Below are 20449 nucleotides of genomic sequence, written 5' to 3' on the forward strand. Positions count from 1 at the left end.
TTATTTACCTTGGCCAGCGCTATGCTCGCCGTCACGAGTTAAGTAATACGCCGCGATAATCGGCAGCAACGTCATTAGCACCACCAACACGGCCACCACGTTGGTGACAGGGCGCTGGCGTGGACGTACCAATTCTTCCAGCATCCAAATCGGTAAAGTACTTTGTTGTCCTGCGGTGAAAGTGGTGACAATGACTTCATCAAATGACAGTGCAAATGCCAACATGCCGCCCGCCAGTAAAGCGGTGGCAATATTGGGCAAAATCACATAGCGAAAAGTCTGAAAACTATTCGCGCCTAAATCCATTGAGGCTTCAATCAGCGAGCCAGAAATACACCGGAAGCGCGCCACCGCATTGTTATAAACCACCACAATACAAAAGGTCGCATGCCCTAATACAATCGTCCAAAACGAGAAAGGAATCTCCGCCAGATTGAAAGCAGAACGCAGCGCAATGCCGGTGATGATACCGGGGAGCGCAATCGGTAAAATGACCAATAAGGAAATGGTTTCGCGGCCAAAAAAATGCGTGCGTGAAACGGCAGCGGCGCATAAAGTGCCGAGCACTAACGCGATTAGGGTGGAAATACTCGCGACTTTCAGCGAGAGTGTTAACGCTTCCCAGACATCACTGCGTTCCCATGCCACACCAAACCATTTTAATGTGAAGTCGGGTGGCGGCCATTGATAGCTTTTTTCTTCGGTGGTGAAGGCATAGACGAAGATCAATAGGATTGGCAAATGCAAGAAAGCTAAACCTAAGCCAGCAGCGAGTTTCAAGCTCCACGGCGCTTTAGAGTGCATTGAAAGCCCCCGCACGTTTCGCGAGCCACAAATAAATGCCCATAATCACAATCGGCACGACTGAAAAAGCTGCGGCCAACGGAATATTCCCTGCTGTGCCTTGCTGCATATACACCGCTTGACCAATGAATAAACGTGAAGAGCCAATGATTTGCGGAATAATGTAATCGCCTAAAGTCAGGGAAAAGGTAAAGATTGAACCGGCAATCAAACCGGGCAGGGCAAGTGGCAATAAAACATGGCGAAACGTTTGCCAAGCACTCGCGCCTAAATCGGCAGAAGCTTCCAATAAACTGGTCGGCACACGCTCCAAAGCGGCTTGCAAGGGCAAAATCATGAAGGGTAGCCAGACATAGACGAAGACTAAAAAAGTGCCGGTATAACTCACGGATAAGGAACTGCCTCCAACTACGGGCAGCGCTAAATACACATTCAATAAGCCATCTAAATGCAAGGTGGTGAAAATCCAATTCAAAATACCTTCCCGTGCCAAAATCAATTTCCACGCATAGACTTTCACTAAATAACTCGACCAAAGCGGTAGCATAATTCCAATATAAAACAATGCTTTCCACACACCTTTGGCATAGCGCGCGGCATAGTAAGCAATCGGGAAAGCAATAATCGCGGAAGCAAGCGTCACTAAGGCGGACATCACTACGGTGCGTAGAATAATGTCGAGATTGGCAGGGACGAATAATTCTTGATAAGTTTTTAGCGTCCAGTCGTGTTTGATCAGGCCAGAAAATTCATCAATCGAGAAAAAGCTTTGGACAAGTAAAGTCGCGAGCGAACCTAAATAAACAACACCTAACCAGAGCACGGGCAGAATCAGCATCGCGATCAAGACTTGCTTGGGATGCTGCCATAAATAATCGGATAAGCGTGCGAGACGCGAATGTGGAGCGGGTGCGGCCAGTGTAGTCATGTCGACTCCATGACATGCAAATCATTTGGCTGCCACGCAATTTGCACAGGGCTGTTATCAGCCGGTAATGCAAGATGATGTGGCACTAAAGCATGTAGCACTTGGTCTTTAATCGCTAGTTGGATGCGATTCGCACTCCCCATATAGCTGCGGCTCAGTAAGGTTGCGCTATAGCCGCCAGTTTGCACCAGTTGAATATCTTCTGGGCGTAAGCTTGCCCATTGTGCGGGTAAACCTAAGTGCTGCATAAAGTCAGGCGCGAGCACATTGGATGAACCCACAAAATTGGCTACAAACGGGGAGTTCGGGTGGCGATATAAAGCTTGCGGGGTATCAACTTGAATAATTTTGCCTTGGTTAAAGACCGCAATTCGATCTGCCATCGATAAGGCTTCGCCTTGGTCGTGGGTGACGAAAACAAAGGTAATACCCAGTTGTTTTTGCAGTGCTTTTAATTCCTCCTGCATTTGTTCGCGCAGTTTTAAATCTAAAGCGCCGAGTGGCTCATCCAACAACAGCACTTTGGGTTTATTGACCAGAGCACGCGCTAAGGCCACACGCTGGCGTTGCCCACCGGATAATTGCGCGGGTTTGCGCGCAGAAAAGCCCTTGAGTTGCACCAAAGCGAGAGCATCTTCGGCAGCTTGATAGCGCGTTTTTTTGTCCACACCGCGAATCATTAATCCATACGCCACATTGTCGAGAATATTTAGATGTGGGAAGAGGGCATAGTCTTGGAAAACGGTATTCACTTGGCGGCGATAAGGTGGTACGCCTTCGACCCGCTCACCAAAGATTTCAATGTGTCCAGCGCTGGGCTGCTCGAATCCTGCAATTAAACGTAAACAAGTGGTTTTGCCCGAACCTGAGGGGCCTAGCATGGCAAAGAATTCGCCTTCCTGAATGGCTAAATTGACGCTGTCGACCGCTTTTATTTGGTCGAAATGACGTGAGACTTGCTCGAATAATACAGCAGTGGGCATCGTCATGGCGTTCCTGATCGAAGGTGAGGAAAATCAGCGAGCCTAAACAGTTAAGCTCGCCGCAGTGCAGGATTAGCGACCGCCAATCACTGCAATATAATCAGAAACCCAGCGATAATAAGGCACACACGCGGTTTGCGAAGCACATTTCGCAGCCGGTGTGACCCAGAATTTAATTTTATCAAAGTCATCCATGCCGTTTTTCTTGCAAGTGGCTTCATCTAACATGCCGCGTTTGTCGGTACAAGCTGCAGGCACACTTGGATTTGCACCGAACCACACGCCTAAATCGCTTTGTAGATTAGAAGACAAGCTATGCTCCATCCACATATAGGCGCAATTTGGATTCTCAGCTTTAGCGTGCAACATGGTGGTATCCGCCCAGCCGGTTACACCCTCTTCTGGAATCGTCGACGCAATCGGCTTCTTTTCACCTTGCAGCAAATTCACTTGGAAAGGCCATGAGCCTGAAGCCACCACACCTTCATTTTTGAAATCGTCAATCTGAATCATGGCATCATGCCAATAGCGCGATACGAGAGTACGTTGCTGGCGCAGCAAATCGAGTGCTGCTTTGTATTGATCTTCGTTTAACTCGTAAGGGCTTTTAATGCCAAGCTCAGGCTTGTGCGCCATCAAATAATTGGCCGCATCGGCAATATGAATCGGGCCATCATAAGCTTGCACGCGGCCTTTATTCGGCTTGCCATCTGGAAAATCCATTGGCTCAAACACCACTTTCCAGCTTTTGGGCGCTTCTTTGAATACTTCAGTGTTATACATCAACACATTCGGCCCCCACATATACGGCGTGCCGTAATGTACGCCATTCACCGTATGCCAAGGTGCATCTTGCAAGCGTTTGTCGAGGCTTGACCAACTAGGAATTAATTTAGGATTGATCGGCTGAACGCGTTCGCCTGCAATTAAGCGCAAAGACGCATCACCGGAGGCTGTGACTAAATCAAAGCCACCTTCATTCATCAATGCGACCATTTCATCGGAGGTATTCGCGGTTTTAACATTGACTTTGCAGCCCGTTTTTTCCTCGAATTTAGTCACCCAATCGTAAGCTTTATCGGTTTCACCGCGCTCGATATAACCCGGCCAAGCCACAATATTGAGCTTGCCTTCACCTTTGCCCAATGCTTGCAGCATCTCAGCTTGTGCTACAGAACCCGCTAGCGCTGCACCTATTACTAAACTTAGGCTCAATTTCGTCATCCCACTCATAAGCTCTCCTCCTTAGCTCAGATTGATTATTGACTGCTGTATAAGCCTGATTAGAACAAATATAACGAGCTATAACCAGTTTATGATGCAGAAATGAGCTATTGGAAAGAGAGATGACTGGATGGTTATGTGCGGAGGCACTAATTTCGTAACCGAAACTTTTGTTGCCAATGCTCAATATTAATACAGGGGCGAAGATGTTCAGCTAAGGGTGTGCCTTTACGCCAAACTATGCTCACTTAAATCCCGAGCAAAGCACCAGAAATATCGTGTGATTCAATCTGTTCCACCAATAGGCTGGTATCGAGATTAAATTCAGCTTCTAAAACTGGATCTTGACTTAAGTTGGCTCATTATTTGGTGTGCATCCGTCTCTTGTTCGGAAATCAATTGAGCATGGCGCAGGATTTTTCCGCTTCAAGGTCGTTAATCGCTTCGGTAATGCCTGATTGAGCAATCGATAATTGCTGGGCTGCTTGCGCCATACTGCCGAGTGCGGCGGTAATGGTAAACTAATGTAACTAGCGAAGGTTAAAAGCCACAGCAGTAATCTAGCCTAGATTTAATACATCCATTTTGGTGTGCTGTACGTATAAGTACAAGTTTAAGCTGAATCAACTTAAGTAAGCTTAAAACTAGTGAATATTTAAACCGCTTTGTGGTCTTACTAAAACTAACTTAATTGACCAGCTAGGATCTCTACTATGTTTAAAACTGACCAAGAATCGCGTCGGGAATTTTTTCGGCAAAGTTTCGGTTTGGCTTTGTTGCTGGGTGTGCCTTTAGTGAGTCATGCTTATCGAGCGCCCGCATTTCGAGTGCATAAAACCCCAGAGGAGTGGCGTGCACAATTAAGCCCTGCTCAATACGCTGTACTGCGTGAGGAAGACACTGAAACGCCCAACTCTAGTCCTTTATTGCATGAAAAACGTGCAGGTATTTTCCATTGTGTGGGTTGTGATAATGAGTTGTATGACTCTGCGACTAAATTTGAGAGTGGCACTGGTTGGCCGAGTTTTTATCAGGCTTTAGACGGTGCGGTAGGCACGAAAGAAGATAATGGCTGGTTTATGAAACGTACTGAAGTGCATTGTGCGGATTGTGGTGGTCATTTAGGGCATATTTTTGCCGATGGCCCGAAACCAACTGGCATGAGGCATTGCATTAATGGTGTGGCTTTAACGTTCAAGCCTAAGACAGCTTAGTGTTTTTGGTTGGAGTGGCTTAGCAGGGCAATTGCTAACGTTTATCTGAAGTGGACTAGCGTATTTACTACAGACTCGCTAGTCTAGCAATTCCGTTTAATCACCCTACTAGACATCGGTCCCCTAGCAGGTTCTAAATCCCGACCGTAGCGAATGTATCTATGCGAGCATTGTCAACAGCAAATAGCTGCTAATACCCCTGCTTATTCAATCACTGTTCAAACCCGCAATGCCACTTACCCAAAACGTAGCCAAGCCAATTGGCGCTATGTGAAACGGCAAATTAAGTATTTTGATGATAAAGGTGGTGAGGGTTTCGAAACCGTGAAAAATTTAACAGTCTGTCCAAGTTGTTATAAACAACTTTCATAGGTTTTATAGCTTGCTAGTATGGGAGCGGGTTTAACTCGCTCCTCATTAGTGCTAAATAGCCTAAATTTTGTGCATTTAAACCCACTTTAGCACTTTAACATCAGCATAAAAGCTGCTTGTGGTGAAGGCTTATCTAGCAATTTTGAACTAATTCTAGTTTTTAGCAGTCTATTATTGCAGTGCAGCAATTTTCTGTGCAAATATGAACGCAGGCTGCATTTGTTGCGACGCAGCAATGTAGAGTGATTAATTCAAAAAAATAGATGAGGTTAAGAATGAAAAACTTTGTTTTACTAGGTAGTTTATGGAAGCGAGCCGTTGAGTTCGTGAATGAAGCACAAGCTGATCAATATATTGCCCAACGTTGCCAAGGTATTGATTATGAAAAATGTTCTGCCGCTGAAGTGGATTCACGTTTTGCCGGTTTGCAGAAAAAATACTTAAGCTACGACCAAAATCAACACCCGATTCGGGGTCTGATCGTGGTTCAAGGAGCTTAAAGTGTTGCCACTACTATCACTGGAGCTTAAGAGGAGCGATAGTTCGATGCTTAATTTACTCATGCCGCTTGCAATAAACAGCGGCATTCTAATTGCTTAATATCTAATCAAATACCTTTTCGGTGTCGATTTTCGCTTTCTGCTGTTCTTGCCACTTACGCAATTCTTCGTAATAAATATCCCAAACACAAGGATCACAACCGCTTTCACAGCATTCATTCGGGGCGGGTGGAGTAGGGGCTTCGTTCATAATGCTCCCATTAGGTCTAGTCGGAATGTATAAGAGGCTGATTATAATTTGCTGAAGCTGTTTATTGAATACGTCTAAAAATTTTCAATGCCTCATCAATTAGATTGCTAACAATTATTCGCACTCTAATAAAGTTTTAGTAAGGTTAATTTGGTCTTATTCTTACTTAGTATTACTTATTCACAAAGATTATAGTAAATCATGCAAACTATCACTTCTGTTACCAGTAAGGGACAAGTTACCATTCTAAAGTTTTCAAAGAAAGCAGCTAAGTTAGGGCTTGTGCCGAAGGTTTTTGTGCCTAAACCATCATCTATGTATTAGTGAGACATTTTATTGATGGAAATAAGCACTCAACAGCAGGCTCTTAATGTTTTGGTCAATGCTTGGCAATTGATTATAGAGGAGTGTAGTGCAGTACTTGGATCAGAGTTGCATTATCAAGCGATGATTTATCATTCCCTACGTCATACTGGAGTCCCTAACAAACAGTTAGGCATGAATGTAAAAATGCGTATTAACAATCCAGTATCAGCGCTATTTCAGCGATTAGATCAAAAGAAAAATCCTTCTTATCAAGGCGGCTTTGAGCCTATACCCGATATTTGCATTTTTTCTCCCCCAATTGCTGGAGATTGGAGAAGAAGAAATTACTCCCAAACTTTAACATCATTATTGTTAGTAATTGAAGTCAAAGCCTCTGAGCGTCATAAGGGTCGATTGAGCTATCAAGAAATAGCCTTTGATATTGAAAAGTTAGCTGCACATCGTGTTGAGGCTTCACATAGAGGTAACGAGTTTATACCCGTGATGCTTATTATTGACAGTGCTCCTGACCCTCACGAGCGCATGAAGCAAGAAACTTTAGATGTCATTAGAATTAAAGCTCATAAAGAAGCTATTGGCTTACTGTACTATTCTCCCGATCTCATCGTAAATACTCTATCAGATATTTTCATTACCCCGTCAACGCCATAAACACCTGCGTTAATCTTTCAGGCAAACGCTGCACATTATCAATCACCTTATAATCTGTGCCTAATTTGCTCTTATCTGTCCTATATAGATACAGTTGTGCTACACTTTGTGCACATAAATCTACTGGAGGGAAACCTCATGCAAGCAATTGAAGTTTTTAGCGCCCGCGACTTACGTAACCATTCTGGTGATTTATTACGTCAAGCAGAATTAGGGCAAATGTCGATCATCACTAAGCACGGCAAACCTTCTATGTTGACCATCCCCTTTGACGACAACTTATTGAAATATGGTGTACAACGCACTTTAGCACTGTTATTCACGCAAAATCAGCAACTTACTTTGGCACAAGCAGCCCGTTTTGCTGGTATAGATTTGGAAGATTTTATTGAGCTATTAGGCAAAAATGGAATTATTGCGGTGGACTACCCTGTGGATGATTTGGAAGACGAGTTGGAGCATGTACTTTGACGGGTATTGTTATCAGTGATGCGAGTCCCCTGATTGGACTCGCTAAAATTGAGCGATTAAATTTATTGGAACAGCTTTATCAAGAGGTTTGGATTCCACCTGCTGTACATGATGAATTAAAACCTGATGCAAAACGTGCAGGTAGTCAACATTTAAAACAAGCTTTAGATTTAGGTTGGTTAAAAGTAGCCACTAAAGCTCAATTTTCTGTTGATGTTTTTCGCGAGCTACATCAAGTACTGGATGCTGGGGAGTCAGAAGCGATTGCTTTGGCTGAAATGCTAGATATTCGCTTTTTGCTAATTGATGAGCGACGGGGGCGCGAAATAGCCAAACATCGAGGCGTTCCCATAGCAGGCACAGGTACTATTTTATTGGCTGCTAAACAGCAAGGTCATATTCAAAGTGTTGGTGCAGAACTTCAGGCTTTACAAAATATCGGTTATCGTTTATCAGACGCATTAGTACAAACTCTGATTAAACTGGCTGGTGAAAACTAATCACCCCGTCAACGCCATAAACACCTGCGGCAGTCTTTCAGGTAGCCGCTGCACATTATCAATCACCGTATAACGCTTACCAAATATATCGCGCACGTATTCATCCGCTCGTGGGTCGAGGCTTATGCAGTAGGTGTAAATGCCTTGATTATCTAATTCTTTTACCGCTTGGCGTGTGTCTTGGGTTAGTAATTGCGGGTCGTCAACATCAATATCGGAGGGTTCGCCGTCGGTGAGTATCAGTAACAGTTTTTTATCGGCGTTTTGGTGTTCTAAATAATGCGCGGCGTGGCGTAAAGCAGCCCCCATGCGCGTGGAATAGCCTGCTTCCATTACAGCTAAACGTCCTTTGACTTCATCCTGAAACGATTCGCGGAAGCCTTTGATATGTTGATAACGTACTTCGTGGCGCGTGTTGGAGGCAAAACCTGCAATCGCAAACGGGTCGCCGAGTGCTTCAATCGCCCATGCTAATAAGGACACCGCTTCTTGGCTAAGTTCGAGAATACTTTGCGTGCAGCCTTGCGGGGTTTCGCTGATCGAGGCGGATAAATCCAATAGCAACATCACCGCAATATTCCGCCCGTCGTGCTGGTGGCTCATATTGATACGTGGGTCGGGATTCGCACCGCTTTTGAAGTCAATCAGGGAACGAATCGCCACATCCAAATCCAGCTCGCTACCTTCTTCCTGATAGCGCACACGGGTATAGTTTTGCGGCTTTAATAAATCGACGATTTGCTTAAGTTTTTTCGCCAATGCCGCGTGTTTTGCCAGCAAGGCATCAATATGTGCGGGGCTGCCTTGGGCGTGCAAACCTTCATACACACTCACCCAATCAGGGCGATAGGTCTGCGTGCTGTAATCCCATTCGGGATAATGGCGCGGCGGCAAGCCTTGCACTTCGCTTTGATCGTCGCGCTGAGTTTGCTCGAAAAAGTCCTCATCATCGCTCTCCTCAATAAACTGCCACAAATGCCGATTATCATCGCGGTAGGGAATCGCGGTATCGGTAAAATACACATTGGGCAATTGATCAGACTGTAAGCGCGTTTTTGCTACGAATGACAAGGCTAAATCGACCATCTCGTGCGTCGAGCTTTCGCCTTGCTGCATTAGAGCATGAAACCGGGCGGCATAGTCATTAATGGTGGCGTTTTGATAACCATGTTCAGGATTCAAAATCGCATAGGACAACATTGCCAACTGATGGCGCAAACAAGATTCTTTGGCGGGATTACACGCACCTTCTTCAGGGCGAGGATGTAAGGCAATAAAGATACGGCGTAAGCCCTGATACTGCTGCATCGCCAAGTACTCAACGCGGCTATCCTCCAAGCGTTCAATCGCAATGCGTTGCTGTGGGCTGAAATTATCGGCAATCACCTTGCTCGTCCACCGCTGATGCGCCGCCATGTGCGCCAATACCGCGCGATAACGGTCTATACCTCGCACCCCATTGAAATCATCGAATACATCAGGAATGCGCATACCATAGTCATCAACATACGGCTGTTGTTCGCGCCTATCGCGGAAATCAATCGAGTACGGCACGAGGTGATCCGTGCGTTGCCAACAGGCTTGCAAATACAGATTCAGTTTGCGCTCGTAATGGATAAATAGCGTACCTTTGCGCTCGTGCTGCAACATGGCTTTACTATCCGCCGACTCCAACGCGAAGTACTCCTCTTGACGTTGCGGATGTTTGCCATAATTGCGAATGCCGTATTCAATCCAATTTTTTAAGCCACCTAATGCCAATTGATTGATTAAATAAGGCATTTGTTCGAGTAGTTTAGGCAAACCCGGACTGGGAATGGTGGTATGAAAACCGTGAATCGAGCCTGTGGTGCGATTCATCATCTCGAAAATGATTTCAATATAATGCTCGACCAATTCACGACTTCCCAAACGCCGCGCCACTTCAGGCAGGGATTGCAAAAACGCCGGAATCGAGCGTCCATTAGGCGTACGCGACATCGTCCACACCGCTTGGCTAATGCGCGTGGGCATCTCCTCGCCTAAGTCGTGAGCAATATCGGGCATTTCTTCAAGATAAGTCAGCACCGGATCAAACCCGCGCCCGATTTTGCACACCAAGGACGCACCATCGAGATAATCCTTAATCCCCTGATCGCTCAACACGGCTTGCGCATGTTGCATACAACCCGCAAAGGCGTCATCGAGTTGTTTGAAATTGCAGTTTAGTTGGGTGCGATAGTGAGCAAGGGCTTCGGTGGATAACGACATACAAACTCTCTCAGTGGAAAGGCGATGGTTTTGTTTGAGGGTAGTTTAGGGGGAATGAGGGTGGGGGGGCTATATTACTGTGAGGGGTGGGGCCGAATGTTAGAAGAAAGCTAATACTTAGTTCAGAACTCTTGAAAGTAAAGCATTGTAGCTTGTGATTTGTGTTGTACAATTACTGACCATTGGTATCATCATATAATGGAGTTTTTCCTGTGTTAATCCCAGACTATACAAGCTCTAGCTCAAAAAGTGTTCCCAACATTCTTTCTAATAAAATGTTGTGCAGTCAAGTCGGCATTTGTTTCCTTCTCTTGGTTTACTAGAAAAAATTAAAGTACATGCTATCATTTCTGTATCCAAGTTTGCTGCCTGCAATAAAGGAAATGCCTATAGGTATTTTGCCTATTATCTTAGTGGAAAAAGAGCACCCAATTTTAGTAGTTAAAGCTCCAAAGGAATACATTCTCACGGCTAAGGTAAACGCAAGCTTTAAAATATATTTAGTCCCTGTAACCATCAATAATCAAAAGACAGTTGGTTTAATTACTGCTTTTTTCGATGATGAAGATGAACCATTGGTTATTAAGACTCCGTTGTTCGCAGACGATTTTTCTAAAACGCTATTCAAAATATTGCAATCTAGCCAGCTTAGCGTTTATTTATTTGACGAGCTATCACGAGAGCACTTTGTATTTAGCGCACGCATTACTGTGCCAAAAGAAGCAACACAACAAATTGAAACAACATTACTACTGAAGTTTTCTCTACCAACAGCCCGATTAATGATAGATAGGATTGATAAAATTTTTGGATTACGGACTTCAATGGATGATGCTGGAGCTATTACTATCCTGTTGGATCAATCACTCTATGGAGATGGGCTATTTATTCAAGATTTGAGACCTGAGCATCATTCATATTATGGGTCACGAGGATTTAGTCATACCGTTATAGAAAGAGAGGAACCTGGAAGCTATCAAGAGGAAGATATAGTTCAATGTCTGTTGTATGTCTTTCCCCATAAACAAATATACCTAAACCCGAAGCGCATATACGATCATGAGGAAATATGCGATATCTTACTGATCACGGAAAAATACTTACTTATAATACAAGCAAAAGATAGTCCAAATCTCGAGCGAATAATTAAACAAAAGCTCTTAAGAAAGCGAAATAATGTTATGAATTCTCTAAAAAAGGCTATCAACCAAACAAAAGGTGCAGTTTTGTATTCCCAGCGAAACACAAAATACCTAGAGTTTCAAGTTGATGATCAGAAATACAACATAAATACTAATGGACTCATCACCAAAACTTTGATAATCGTGAAAGAATTGTTTGATGATCAGTTTGGTGAATACAGCCAACAACTTCTTGGTTTTGTTCGCGACAAGCAAGTACCATGTATCGCCCTCGATTATCCAGAGTTCTACTCATATTGCGTAAATCTTAGAGATGAAAAAGAATTTTTTAACGCATACGATAGAGTAATGGACTATGCAATTAAGGAAGGTGAATATCCAAGGTTAAGATTCGGACTGATGTAGAGAAAGAACTTACTTTTAGCTCAATGACCTTAAATCTTATAATCAAATGGATTCAATAGCGGAACGTCAAACACTGCAAAGTCAGCAATATTCCGAGTAACCACTGTCAGATTATGAACTTTAGCAATGGCAGCTATCATTCCATCTTCGTATAAAGTGTCAGACTTTTTGTGCATGAGTTTTGCCCAAGCCCGAAAAGCATTCCCATCCAAGTTCAGGATGTTATAGGTAGCCGCTACGTCATCCAGCCAGACTTCTAATTCGGATGCACGCTCGGTATCTTGATCCCGAGTTATTTCAATGCCCGCTTGGATTTCAGCTAAGGTGACTGAGGATAAGTATAAATCTTTGTCATCAACGGATTGAAGCCACGCGACCACAGCCCCATGGGGTTTATTCCGCCGCAATTCAGAGACAATATTCGTATCTAATAAATACATGATTTATAGCACTTCCTGAACCCGTTTTCTCCGTGCTTGCCCACGCTCTGGCAATACTAGGTCACCACGTCCAGTCTCAGACAACAATAAATCTTTTAATGATGGTTTTGCCGCCGCTTGCAGCCTTTTCCAAACCTCAACGGGCACAAGCACGGCGGCTTCCGTACCACGCCGAGTAACAACTTGTGGCCCATTTGCCAAACAAGCATCTAACAGCTCACTAAACCGAGATTTAGCATCTTGTACAGCCCAAGTTTGCATTATAATTCCCTTCCTTAAATAACTAGTTACATGACTAGTCTATTTGCTTTGTTTTGAGAAAACAAGCGGAAGTTTCTAGCAAATCATTATCAAAACACCATCTCAATCGCATGATGCAAGGTACTACGAATATCCGCATCATCGGTAATCGGGCTAACCAATGCCATACGACAAGCATCTTTTTGATCAATACCATTCTTCATTAGGTTGGCGGCATAGACTAATACACGGGTAGAAATCCCTTCATCCAAACCATGCCCTTTGAGATTACGGGCGGTTTGCGCGATTTGCACCAGCTTTTGCGCGGTATCCGTATCAATCCCTGCTTCTTTACTCAAAATACTGGCTTCGGCTTCCGGCGCGGGATAATCAAAATCAAACGCGACAAAGCGTTGTTTGGTGGATTGCTTTAAATCTTTCATCAGGCTTTGATAGCCTGGATTATAAGAAATCACCAATTGAAAATCGGGGTGGGCTTGCACCAATTCGCCTTTTTTATCCAATGGTAAAGTGCGGCGATGGTCAGTGAGTGGATGAATCACGACAGTGGTATCTTGGCGGGCTTCCACAATCTCATCCAAATAACAAATCGCCCCCATCCGTGCCGCCGTAGTCAAAGGGCCATCCAACCAACGTGTGCCATTGGCTTCTAATAAATAGCGCCCCACTAAGTCGGAAGCGGTCATATCCTCATTACAAGCCACCGTAATCAAAGGCTTGCCTAACTTCCATGCCATGTGTTCGATAAAACGCGATTTACCACAACCTGTTGGCCCTTTCACCATCACGGGTAAACGGGCTTGATAAGCAGCCTGATACAACTCTACTTCATTAGCAAGGGGTTGATAAAACGGTTCAGAGTCAATGCGGTATTGATTGATGTTGGTCATGGTGAAATTCCTGAGATAGCTTATAAATCCCCCTCAATCCCCCTTTATCAAGGGGGAAGCTAGCCCCCCCTCCTTGATAAAGGAGAGGTTGGGGGAGGATTTCTTATTACTTATGCACGCCCAACTTCTCTCTCCACCCCGGATAAAGTTTATCCGCATCTTGTGGGAAGGACTCAAACGCGCGGGCAAATTCACGATGCTGTTTAGCAAATTCAATCGGATCAGCCCCTGACTTCCAACACTCATAGGCTTGGCGTAAGGAAACAGCGCCCGCAGCAGGGGTATCAATGTGCCCATACGCACCGCCACCCGCCGTATTAATCACATTACCATGCCCTAAATTCTCAAAGAACCCCGGAAGACGCAAGGCATTCATACCCCCCGAAATAATGGGTGTAGTGGGCTTCATGCCAAACCATTTTTGATAATAAACGGGGCCTTGGCATTCATCACGCTCGATCATATAAGCAATGACTTTATCAGAATTTTCGCCTTCCATTTTGCCGTAACCCATTGTACCTACATGGATACCTGAAGCGCCTTGTAAACGCGACATTTTTGCCAGTACAAAAGCGGTATAACCGCGTTTAGCTGATGGCGAAGTAACTGCACCGTGACCTGCGCGATGATAGTGCAAGTACTGATTGGGGTATTGACGACGCGCCGTAGTGACCATGCCTGGGCCACCCACATAACCATCCACTAAGAACGCCACTTTGTCCGCATCAGAGCCAAAGGTTTCCAGAATGTAATCAGCACGCGCACACATTTCATAATGATCATCAGCAGTAATATTCGCGGAAAAAATTTTAGCATGCCCTGATTTATCCTGAGCGCGTTTCATCGCATCAGCGACTAAAGGCATAACCTTTTTCATCGGCGCGAAAACTTGGTTACCTTGCGGCTCATCGTTTTTAATAAAATCGCCACCAAGCCAGAATAAGTAAGCGGCTTGCGCAAACAGTTCAGGGCGTAATCCCAATTTAGGTTTAATAATGGTGCCTGCAATATAGCCGCCATCTTTGATCGGACGACCTAAAATGCGCCATAAATCTGAGATGTCTTTGGATGGACCATCAAATAATTGCATGGCGCGATCAGGCACAAAGAAATCAATCATTTTGGCGTGCTCAATATCACCCATACCCTGATTATTCCCGATACACAGGGTCAGGAACGACACAATCATCATGCGCCCATCAGTGAGATTACGATCAAATAAATCTAAAGGGAAGGCAATCCGCATTTCTTCATTGGCTTCATCAATGTAATAAACCAACGCATCCACGCTGCGAGTAAAGTCATCAGTCGTACTCACTTCGACATTCGTACCCGTGGACGATTCCGCAGCAAAATGTGCGGCTGCTTCTAAATAACCATGTCCCGATTTAGGCTTCATTTTGTAAGCGACTAGGATGTGCTTACCATTTTTTATTAGTTCTGCTTCATCAAGGCTTAAATCGCTATAGCGGGCAGATTGGTCAAGTGCCATGGTGCTCTCCTTAGAATTTAGTTTTCCATAAGCTTGGGTTTAATGACGATTAGTAGCTGTAGATGGAGGCTAGTGTTTTGGCAGCTAAAGAATCGACTCGATAATTAGCGACTAACGTACGCTGGTTTATCCCAAAGATGCATATCCCTATCGTGGTAAAAGTTTCTACCCCTAAAATGCTATCTTTTCAAGGAAAGTGCTATTTAATAAGTCCATTTTGGAAATAAGCTACACACGCTATCCCTTGATGAGAATGGGCTTAGTCGGCAAATAGTGTTGTGATAGAACTTTGCTGAAAGCAGCAGGCTAAGTGTATTTAGTCATTTCCTATTCAGGCGAATTAGCCTATTGTTGAGGTTTGTGGCAAGTCTCAGCACTGATAGCGGTTTGGGTTTGAGGCCATCTCTGCTTACATATTCTCTTTGGGCTATTGTTCTAGTGATAAGGAAATCGCTTATGTTGTACTTACCTCTGCTATCCTGTCAGCAGGACACTATTGAGGTATTTCACTATGTCTAAATTTGTATTAGGGCTAGCCCTTGTCCTTAGTGCGGGTACTGCGTTAGCACAAACTAGTTATCCCTATCCAAGCTACCCCTTGCCCAATTTACCGGCTCAGCTTATGCCTAATATGGGCTATTCTCCCACGATGCCTTATACCTATCCGGCTTATCCGTATGGGATGCAAGCGTACTATCCACTCCCTAGCCTATTGCCGTCCTATCCTTATGCGGCTTATCCAAGCCTACAGCCACCGATGAACCTAGGTGCACCAAACTTACCCGTGCAGAATTACGCTTACACCAGTCCCTATAATCCAAATCAACCGGCTATGCCAGGGCCAAAACCAGCTTCTAAGCCTCAAGTTAAAAAAGAAACTAAATCTTGGGGTGATACGCGCTATATTTGGCCCGATTTTTATACCGATCAGACCTCAGATATGTGGGATAAAATGATTAATGCGCCTCATGAGTTGGGCTATATGCCGGGTGGTTGGCGCTTTCCTTCCTTTAGTTCACCTGATCCAGTAACTGTAGGTGATGCGGTGGCGAATCAAGTACCACCGATTATGGAAGAAGTACCTAATTTTATGAATTTTACTAACTAAACTTAGCTAGTGCTTCACAGAAGAGCACACACTGACAATGAATTAAATTAACAAAGGAGTAATGGATGAAAGCAGGTCGTTTATGGTTAGGTGGTGTCATGCTGACCAGTTGTTTTGGGGTTTTAAGTGGGTGTACTGCAACACCACAAAAAACCGACGAAGCAGCAAGTGTGGATAGTACTGCCCCTAAACAAACAACTGAACAACAAACGGTGGTACGTGCACCTGCTCGTCCGACTCAATCAAGCGCGAATGGTCAACCGAAAAAAATGTCGGCAGCTCAGCAGCGCTTAGCTCAATTACGGCAATTACGTCAGCAAGAGTGGGATCGGCTCCAAGCTCAGAAACAACAACGTGCTCAAGCGCAGCCACGTAAGCAAGCACAAGCACGCCAGCAATCTGTCTATGCGCAAAATCAGCAAGGCTCAGGGCCTGTATCGGTTACTTATGGAGGTAAGGGTGTCGGAAATTATTACGCAACTTCTTTGACGGGAGATTTTGCTGGCGACCCACGTTTACTGTCATTCATTGAGCAAATGTCAGCGCGTGGCTTTAACCGTAATTATTTGCTGGGTGTATTCTCCCAAGTACGTAATCGTGATGAGGTAGCACGGCTTTGGGCGAGTCCTGCCTCTGCTAGCAGTCCGGGTGGTTGGTATAGTTATCGCTCTAAATTTGTGACTCCAGCCAATATCCAAAAAGGTACACAGTTCTGGCGGCAATATGCAGGACATCTACAACGTGCCCACCAACAATATGGAGTTGATCCTGAATATATCGTTGGGATCATGGGAGTGGAAACGCGTTGGGGTCGAATTTTAGGCAAACATCGTATTATTGATGCACTCACCACCTCTGCTTTAACCAATCAGCGTCGTAGCGATTTCTTCTTTGAGGAATTAGCAGATTATATGCTGATGACTCGGACTGAACGGATGGATCCTTTAGCACCTAAAGGCTCTTATGCAGGTGCAATGGGTTATGGGCAATTTATGCCGAGTAGCTTCCGCAGTTATGCTGTGGATTTTGATGGTGATGGAGTGAAAGATTTATGGAATCCAGTGGATGCGATTGGCAGTATCGCTAATTACTTTGCCCAACATGGTTGGCGTAGTGGACAAGAAGTGGCGGTTCCAGCAGATGTTGCCTCGAATGATTACGCCAATGTACCGGATGGTTTTAAGGTGAAATACTCTCCTGGTCAATTAGCGCAGATTGGGGTTGCTCCGAAGAATGGTCGGTGGAGTAATACTTCAAGAACGCATTTGCTGGCTTTATCGACCGTGCCCGGTGGCTATAAAGAACCTTGGATTGGTTACAATAACTTTTATGTGATTACCCGCTATAATCACAGTAACTATTATGCGATGGCAGTACACCAACTGGCGAATGCAGTTAAAAACAATGTTGGCGGTGGAAATTAACTATAAATCCGTTAGTCGCTAAAACTAACAAGCTCATACGGCTTTAGCTAGACTAAAAGCCGTATAGATAATTGTAAATAGATTGATTTTTATACATTTTTAAAAAAAACGGGGCTTCAATAAGTTTTTCGACTGTATTTTGCACAAAATGATTAATATTTAGACATTTTCGTGCAAAAGAATAGTGTTATTCTTAGTGGGCTTAATTTCTACTGTTGCTGATGATGGTTGCCTATGAACACACTCACATTCAGTGAGGCTCGTCATCTTGTGTCCCGCACAGGGCTAGGTGTAGAGTGGGATAGCGTTAAAAAATTGGAGGGGTTGACTCGGGAAAAGGCGGTTGAAGTCGTCTTAAATCCCGCGCCTGCACCAATTAGACCAGCTCCTGCGTTTACACCGTGGAACAAGTTAGAGCCAATGCGCGATACTAGCGCTGAAGGTCGTAAAGATGCTTGGTCAATTGCACAAACCGAGGGTAAACATTTACAAGGTTGGTGGATTGAACAAATGCTACTCAGCTCATCGCCATTTATCGAGCGTATGACGTTGTTTTGGCATAATTATTTTCCTTCGTCGATTCAGAAAACGTTACAGCCAAGTCTTTTACACAAACAAAATCTGACACTACGTCAGCATGCTTTGGGGAATTTCCGTAATCTTCTCAAAGCAGTTGCTCGTGATCCAGCTATGCTCGTTTACCTAGATGGTTATGAGAATGTTAAAGGACGTCCCAATGAAAACTTTGCTAGAGAATTATTAGAGCTTTTTACCGTGGGTTCGAGTGAATACGGACAAGCGGATGTAAAAGCAGTAGCAAAGGTATTTACTGGTTGGGGTATTGATCAAGGTGGTAACTATGTTTTTAATGCGGATCAACATGATGGTAGTCCGGTTACTGTCTTAGGCCGTACGCGAGCTTTTAGCGGTGATGAGCTGATTGATATGCTTGTTGAGCACCCTCGAACTGCAGAACGACTAGTCGAACGGGTCTGGCAGCAGTTTGTCAGTGGTAATCGCCCTGATCAAGGCACTGTACAATCTTTAGCAGCGCAATTCCGGCGGGCGGATTATGATATTAAAGCTTTACTACGTGCGGTCTTTAATAGCGCCCAATTTTGGGAGTTAGGGAATCGCGGTACTTTAGTTAAGTCCCCAGTGGAATTGCTGATTGGCACAGTGCGTATGGCTAATTATCCGCGCGAGAGTATTGGCGAAATGGTCAATCTGTGCCGTTTAATGGGTCAGCAACTATTTGATCCACCTAATGTGCGTGGTTGGTTAGGTGGTGAAAATTGGATTAGTACCCAAACCTTATTGGTACGTACTTCGTATTTATCCAAGGTTTCACGAGGTAATTTAAATCGTCGAGTGGATACAGGTTTACGTTTGCCTCCCCAAAATCAGCAGGAAATGCTGGAGTGGATGTTAGCAGTGCCACCCGTCAATAAATTACCGGATATTCCGGGAAATCGGCGCTTAGCCAATGCTTTAATGTTGGATCCGGCATTTCAAGTTTCATAAGCGTTAGTTTGAGTCTGTGGGTAGTGCCTGATAAAAAAATAATAAGTGGGCGCTTGTGTAAAATGAGGTTTTGAGGGGTTTTATGAATAGACGTGGTTTTTTGAAGTTAGCAGGTGCTTTGCCTGTAGCTGGACTGTTGCCAGAGCTGGCTTGGGCAGCAGAACTTAAAACAAAAAATAAAACTGAAGCCAGCGAGAAAGTTGTTTCCAGTTCCAAGCGTCAAAAGGCAGTGGTACTGATCAAGTTAGCCGGTGGCAATGATGGTTTAAATACTCTTGTCCCACAACGTGATTATAAGCAGTATGCTAATTATCGCTCTCTTGCCAAGATTCCTGAACACAAGCTAAAAGAATTTCCACTCGATAATGGTATGTCGGTTAATCCGTATATGACTAGCCTGCGTCGTTGGTGGGAAGAAGGTGATTTAGCTTGGATTCAGGGGGTGGGTTATCCACATGGTGTCTTGTCCCATTTCCGCTCGAGTGATATTTGGGAAACCGCGACCAGTGCCTTCGAGCATTCGGAAATTGGTTGGTTAGCTCAGGTCTTACCCCAATATAAGGAAGGCTTACACGGCATCATCCTAGGCGAAGGTTTGGGGCCGATGGCGGGTAAAGATTGCCATACGATTGCGATGCAAAGCCCACAGGTGTTTTTGAGTCAAGTAGATTTAGTTTCAGATATTCAGCCGATTACTCGGGGTAGCTCAGCGCTAAAGCATGTGGTGAATATTCAACATCAATTGCATGACGCCGGTCAGCAATTGAAAGAGAAAATGTCCAATCCACAGCATTTAGGCGGTTTTGCGACCAGTGTGTTAGGGCGCAAATTAGAGTCAGTTGCGCAGATGATTCTGAATAATGTCGATACGGCCGTCTATAAAGTAGAACATAGTGGTTATGACACGCATGCTAATCAAATCAATATACATAATAATCTGCTATTTGAATTAGCTGCAGCGCTTAATTCTTTTGGCGAGACGATGAAGCAGCACGGTCGTTGGGATGATGTCTTAGTACTGACTTATTCTGAGTTTGGTCGTCGTGTGCAAGAAAATCGTGGTGGTGGTACGGATCATGGTACAGCTTCGGTGCAGCTCGTTATGGGTGGGCGTGTTTCTGGTGGGCGCGTATTTGGGGAAAATCCACGTCTAAAAGATTTAGATGGCGATGGAAATCTTTATATGACCACCGATTTCCGTGCGGTCTATGGTACTTTAGCCAGCCGTTGGTTTGGTGTGAATAATCCTTGGTCAGAGTTCGGTTCAGTTCCATTTGTTTGAGCCAGAG

Annotated in this window: 21 protein-coding genes; 10 read left to right on the forward strand and 11 right to left on the reverse strand. The window is 44.6% G+C overall.

The window, feature by feature from the left end; genetic code table 11:
• The 5 genes from Q0230_RS12845 to Q0230_RS12865 all read right to left on the reverse strand — a co-directional run bounded on the left by Q0230_RS12845 (position 1) and on the right by Q0230_RS12865 (position 4454).
• Positions 1-804, reverse strand: coding sequence for an ABC transporter permease (locus Q0230_RS12845; RefSeq protein ID WP_298610545.1), 804 nt, complete (start codon positions 802-804; stop codon positions 1-3).
• The gene (locus Q0230_RS12850; protein ID WP_298610546.1) at positions 794-1732 is read right to left on the reverse strand and encodes an ABC transporter permease; all 939 of its coding nucleotides are present in this window, start codon (positions 1730-1732) and stop codon (positions 794-796) included. The genes Q0230_RS12845 and Q0230_RS12850 overlap by 11 nt, the downstream gene beginning before the upstream one ends.
• Positions 1729-2715, reverse strand: a complete 987-nt coding sequence (locus Q0230_RS12855; protein ID WP_298610547.1) for an ABC transporter ATP-binding protein — start codon at positions 2713-2715, stop codon at positions 1729-1731. Before Q0230_RS12855 ends, Q0230_RS12850 begins: the two co-directional genes overlap by 4 nt.
• Before the next feature lie 72 nt (positions 2716-2787).
• Positions 2788-3948, reverse strand: a complete 1161-nt coding sequence (locus Q0230_RS12860; RefSeq protein WP_298610548.1) for an ABC transporter substrate-binding protein — start codon at positions 3946-3948, stop codon at positions 2788-2790.
• A gap of 386 nt (positions 3949-4334) precedes the next feature.
• Positions 4335-4454 carry a LysR family transcriptional regulator gene (locus Q0230_RS12865; RefSeq protein WP_298610859.1) on the reverse strand — a complete coding sequence of 40 codons (120 nt, stop codon included), beginning with the start codon at positions 4452-4454 and terminating at the stop codon, positions 4335-4337.
• 198 nt (positions 4455-4652) lie between these two features.
• Here Q0230_RS12865 and msrB point away from each other — a divergent pair, with 198 nt between their 5' ends.
• Entirely contained in the window at positions 4653-5153 is a 501-nt protein-coding gene (gene msrB, locus Q0230_RS12870) for a peptide-methionine (R)-S-oxide reductase MsrB (RefSeq protein WP_298610549.1), read from the forward strand.
• A gap of 647 nt (positions 5154-5800) precedes the next feature.
• Entirely contained in the window at positions 5801-6025 is a 225-nt protein-coding gene (locus Q0230_RS12875) for a hypothetical protein (protein ID WP_298610550.1), read from the forward strand.
• 103 nt (positions 6026-6128) lie between these two features.
• On the opposite strand, the gene Q0230_RS12880 is transcribed toward Q0230_RS12875, so the two are convergent.
• A complete protein-coding gene (locus Q0230_RS12880) occupies positions 6129-6275 on the reverse strand; it encodes an oxidoreductase-like domain-containing protein (protein WP_298610551.1) in 147 nt (48 codons plus the stop codon).
• 339 nt (positions 6276-6614) lie between these two features.
• On the opposite strand from Q0230_RS12880, the gene Q0230_RS12885 reads away from it, so the two are divergent.
• From Q0230_RS12885 to Q0230_RS12895, 3 genes are all read left to right on the forward strand, one after another.
• A complete protein-coding gene (locus Q0230_RS12885; RefSeq protein WP_298610552.1) occupies positions 6615-7253 on the forward strand; it encodes a hypothetical protein in 639 nt (212 codons plus the stop codon).
• A 138-nt stretch (positions 7254-7391) separates the two neighbouring features.
• A complete protein-coding gene (locus Q0230_RS12890) occupies positions 7392-7724 on the forward strand; it encodes a type II toxin-antitoxin system prevent-host-death family antitoxin (protein ID WP_298610553.1) in 333 nt (110 codons plus the stop codon).
• Complete coding sequence (locus Q0230_RS12895; protein WP_298610554.1) at positions 7721-8224, forward strand: DUF3368 domain-containing protein; 504 nt, start codon at positions 7721-7723, stop codon at positions 8222-8224. The genes Q0230_RS12890 and Q0230_RS12895 overlap by 4 nt, the downstream gene beginning before the upstream one ends.
• Here the strand turns inward: Q0230_RS12895 and Q0230_RS12900 are convergent, their stop codons facing one another.
• Complete coding sequence (locus tag Q0230_RS12900) at positions 8225-10474, reverse strand: VWA domain-containing protein (RefSeq protein ID WP_298610555.1); 2250 nt, start codon at positions 10472-10474, stop codon at positions 8225-8227. It lies immediately after the preceding gene.
• A gap of 338 nt (positions 10475-10812) precedes the next feature.
• Here Q0230_RS12900 and Q0230_RS12905 point away from each other — a divergent pair, with 338 nt between their 5' ends.
• Positions 10813-12021 (forward strand): hypothetical protein, encoded by a 1209-nt coding sequence (locus Q0230_RS12905; RefSeq protein ID WP_298610556.1) that lies wholly within the window; start codon positions 10813-10815, stop codon positions 12019-12021.
• 29 nt (positions 12022-12050) lie between these two features.
• Here the strand turns inward: Q0230_RS12905 and Q0230_RS12910 are convergent, their stop codons facing one another.
• The 4 genes from Q0230_RS12910 to Q0230_RS12925 form a co-directional block, all read right to left on the reverse strand.
• Positions 12051-12461 carry a type II toxin-antitoxin system VapC family toxin gene (locus Q0230_RS12910; RefSeq protein WP_298610557.1) on the reverse strand — a complete coding sequence of 137 codons (411 nt, stop codon included), beginning with the start codon at positions 12459-12461 and terminating at the stop codon, positions 12051-12053.
• 3 nt (positions 12462-12464) lie between these two features.
• Complete coding sequence (locus Q0230_RS12915; RefSeq protein WP_298610558.1) at positions 12465-12722, reverse strand: type II toxin-antitoxin system Phd/YefM family antitoxin; 258 nt, start codon at positions 12720-12722, stop codon at positions 12465-12467.
• A gap of 89 nt (positions 12723-12811) precedes the next feature.
• Positions 12812-13612, reverse strand: coding sequence for a CbbQ/NirQ/NorQ/GpvN family protein (locus tag Q0230_RS12920; protein ID WP_298610559.1), 801 nt, complete (start codon positions 13610-13612; stop codon positions 12812-12814).
• Between the two features lie 106 nt (positions 13613-13718).
• A complete protein-coding gene (locus tag Q0230_RS12925) occupies positions 13719-15104 on the reverse strand; it encodes a ribulose-bisphosphate carboxylase (protein WP_298610560.1) in 1386 nt (461 codons plus the stop codon).
• A gap of 511 nt (positions 15105-15615) precedes the next feature.
• Here Q0230_RS12925 and Q0230_RS12930 point away from each other — a divergent pair.
• The 4 genes from Q0230_RS12930 (at position 15616) to Q0230_RS12945 (ending at position 20442) form a co-directional block, all read left to right on the forward strand.
• Positions 15616-16212 carry a hypothetical protein gene (locus Q0230_RS12930; RefSeq protein WP_298610561.1) on the forward strand — a complete coding sequence of 199 codons (597 nt, stop codon included), beginning with the start codon at positions 15616-15618 and terminating at the stop codon, positions 16210-16212.
• Positions 16213-16277: 65 nt separating this feature from the next.
• Positions 16278-17636, forward strand: a complete 1359-nt coding sequence (mltB, locus tag Q0230_RS12935) for a lytic murein transglycosylase B (protein WP_298610562.1) — start codon at positions 16278-16280, stop codon at positions 17634-17636.
• Positions 17637-17870: 234 nt separating this feature from the next.
• Positions 17871-19160 carry a DUF1800 domain-containing protein gene (locus Q0230_RS12940; protein ID WP_298610563.1) on the forward strand — a complete coding sequence of 430 codons (1290 nt, stop codon included), beginning with the start codon at positions 17871-17873 and terminating at the stop codon, positions 19158-19160.
• 82 nt (positions 19161-19242) lie between these two features.
• The gene (locus Q0230_RS12945) at positions 19243-20442 is read left to right on the forward strand and encodes a DUF1501 domain-containing protein (RefSeq protein ID WP_298610564.1); all 1200 of its coding nucleotides are present in this window, start codon (positions 19243-19245) and stop codon (positions 20440-20442) included.
• Positions 20443-20449: the final 7 nt, after the last annotated feature.

Source organism: uncultured Thiothrix sp. (assembly GCF_937876535.1).
GTDB lineage: Bacteria > Pseudomonadota > Gammaproteobacteria > Thiotrichales > Thiotrichaceae > Thiolinea.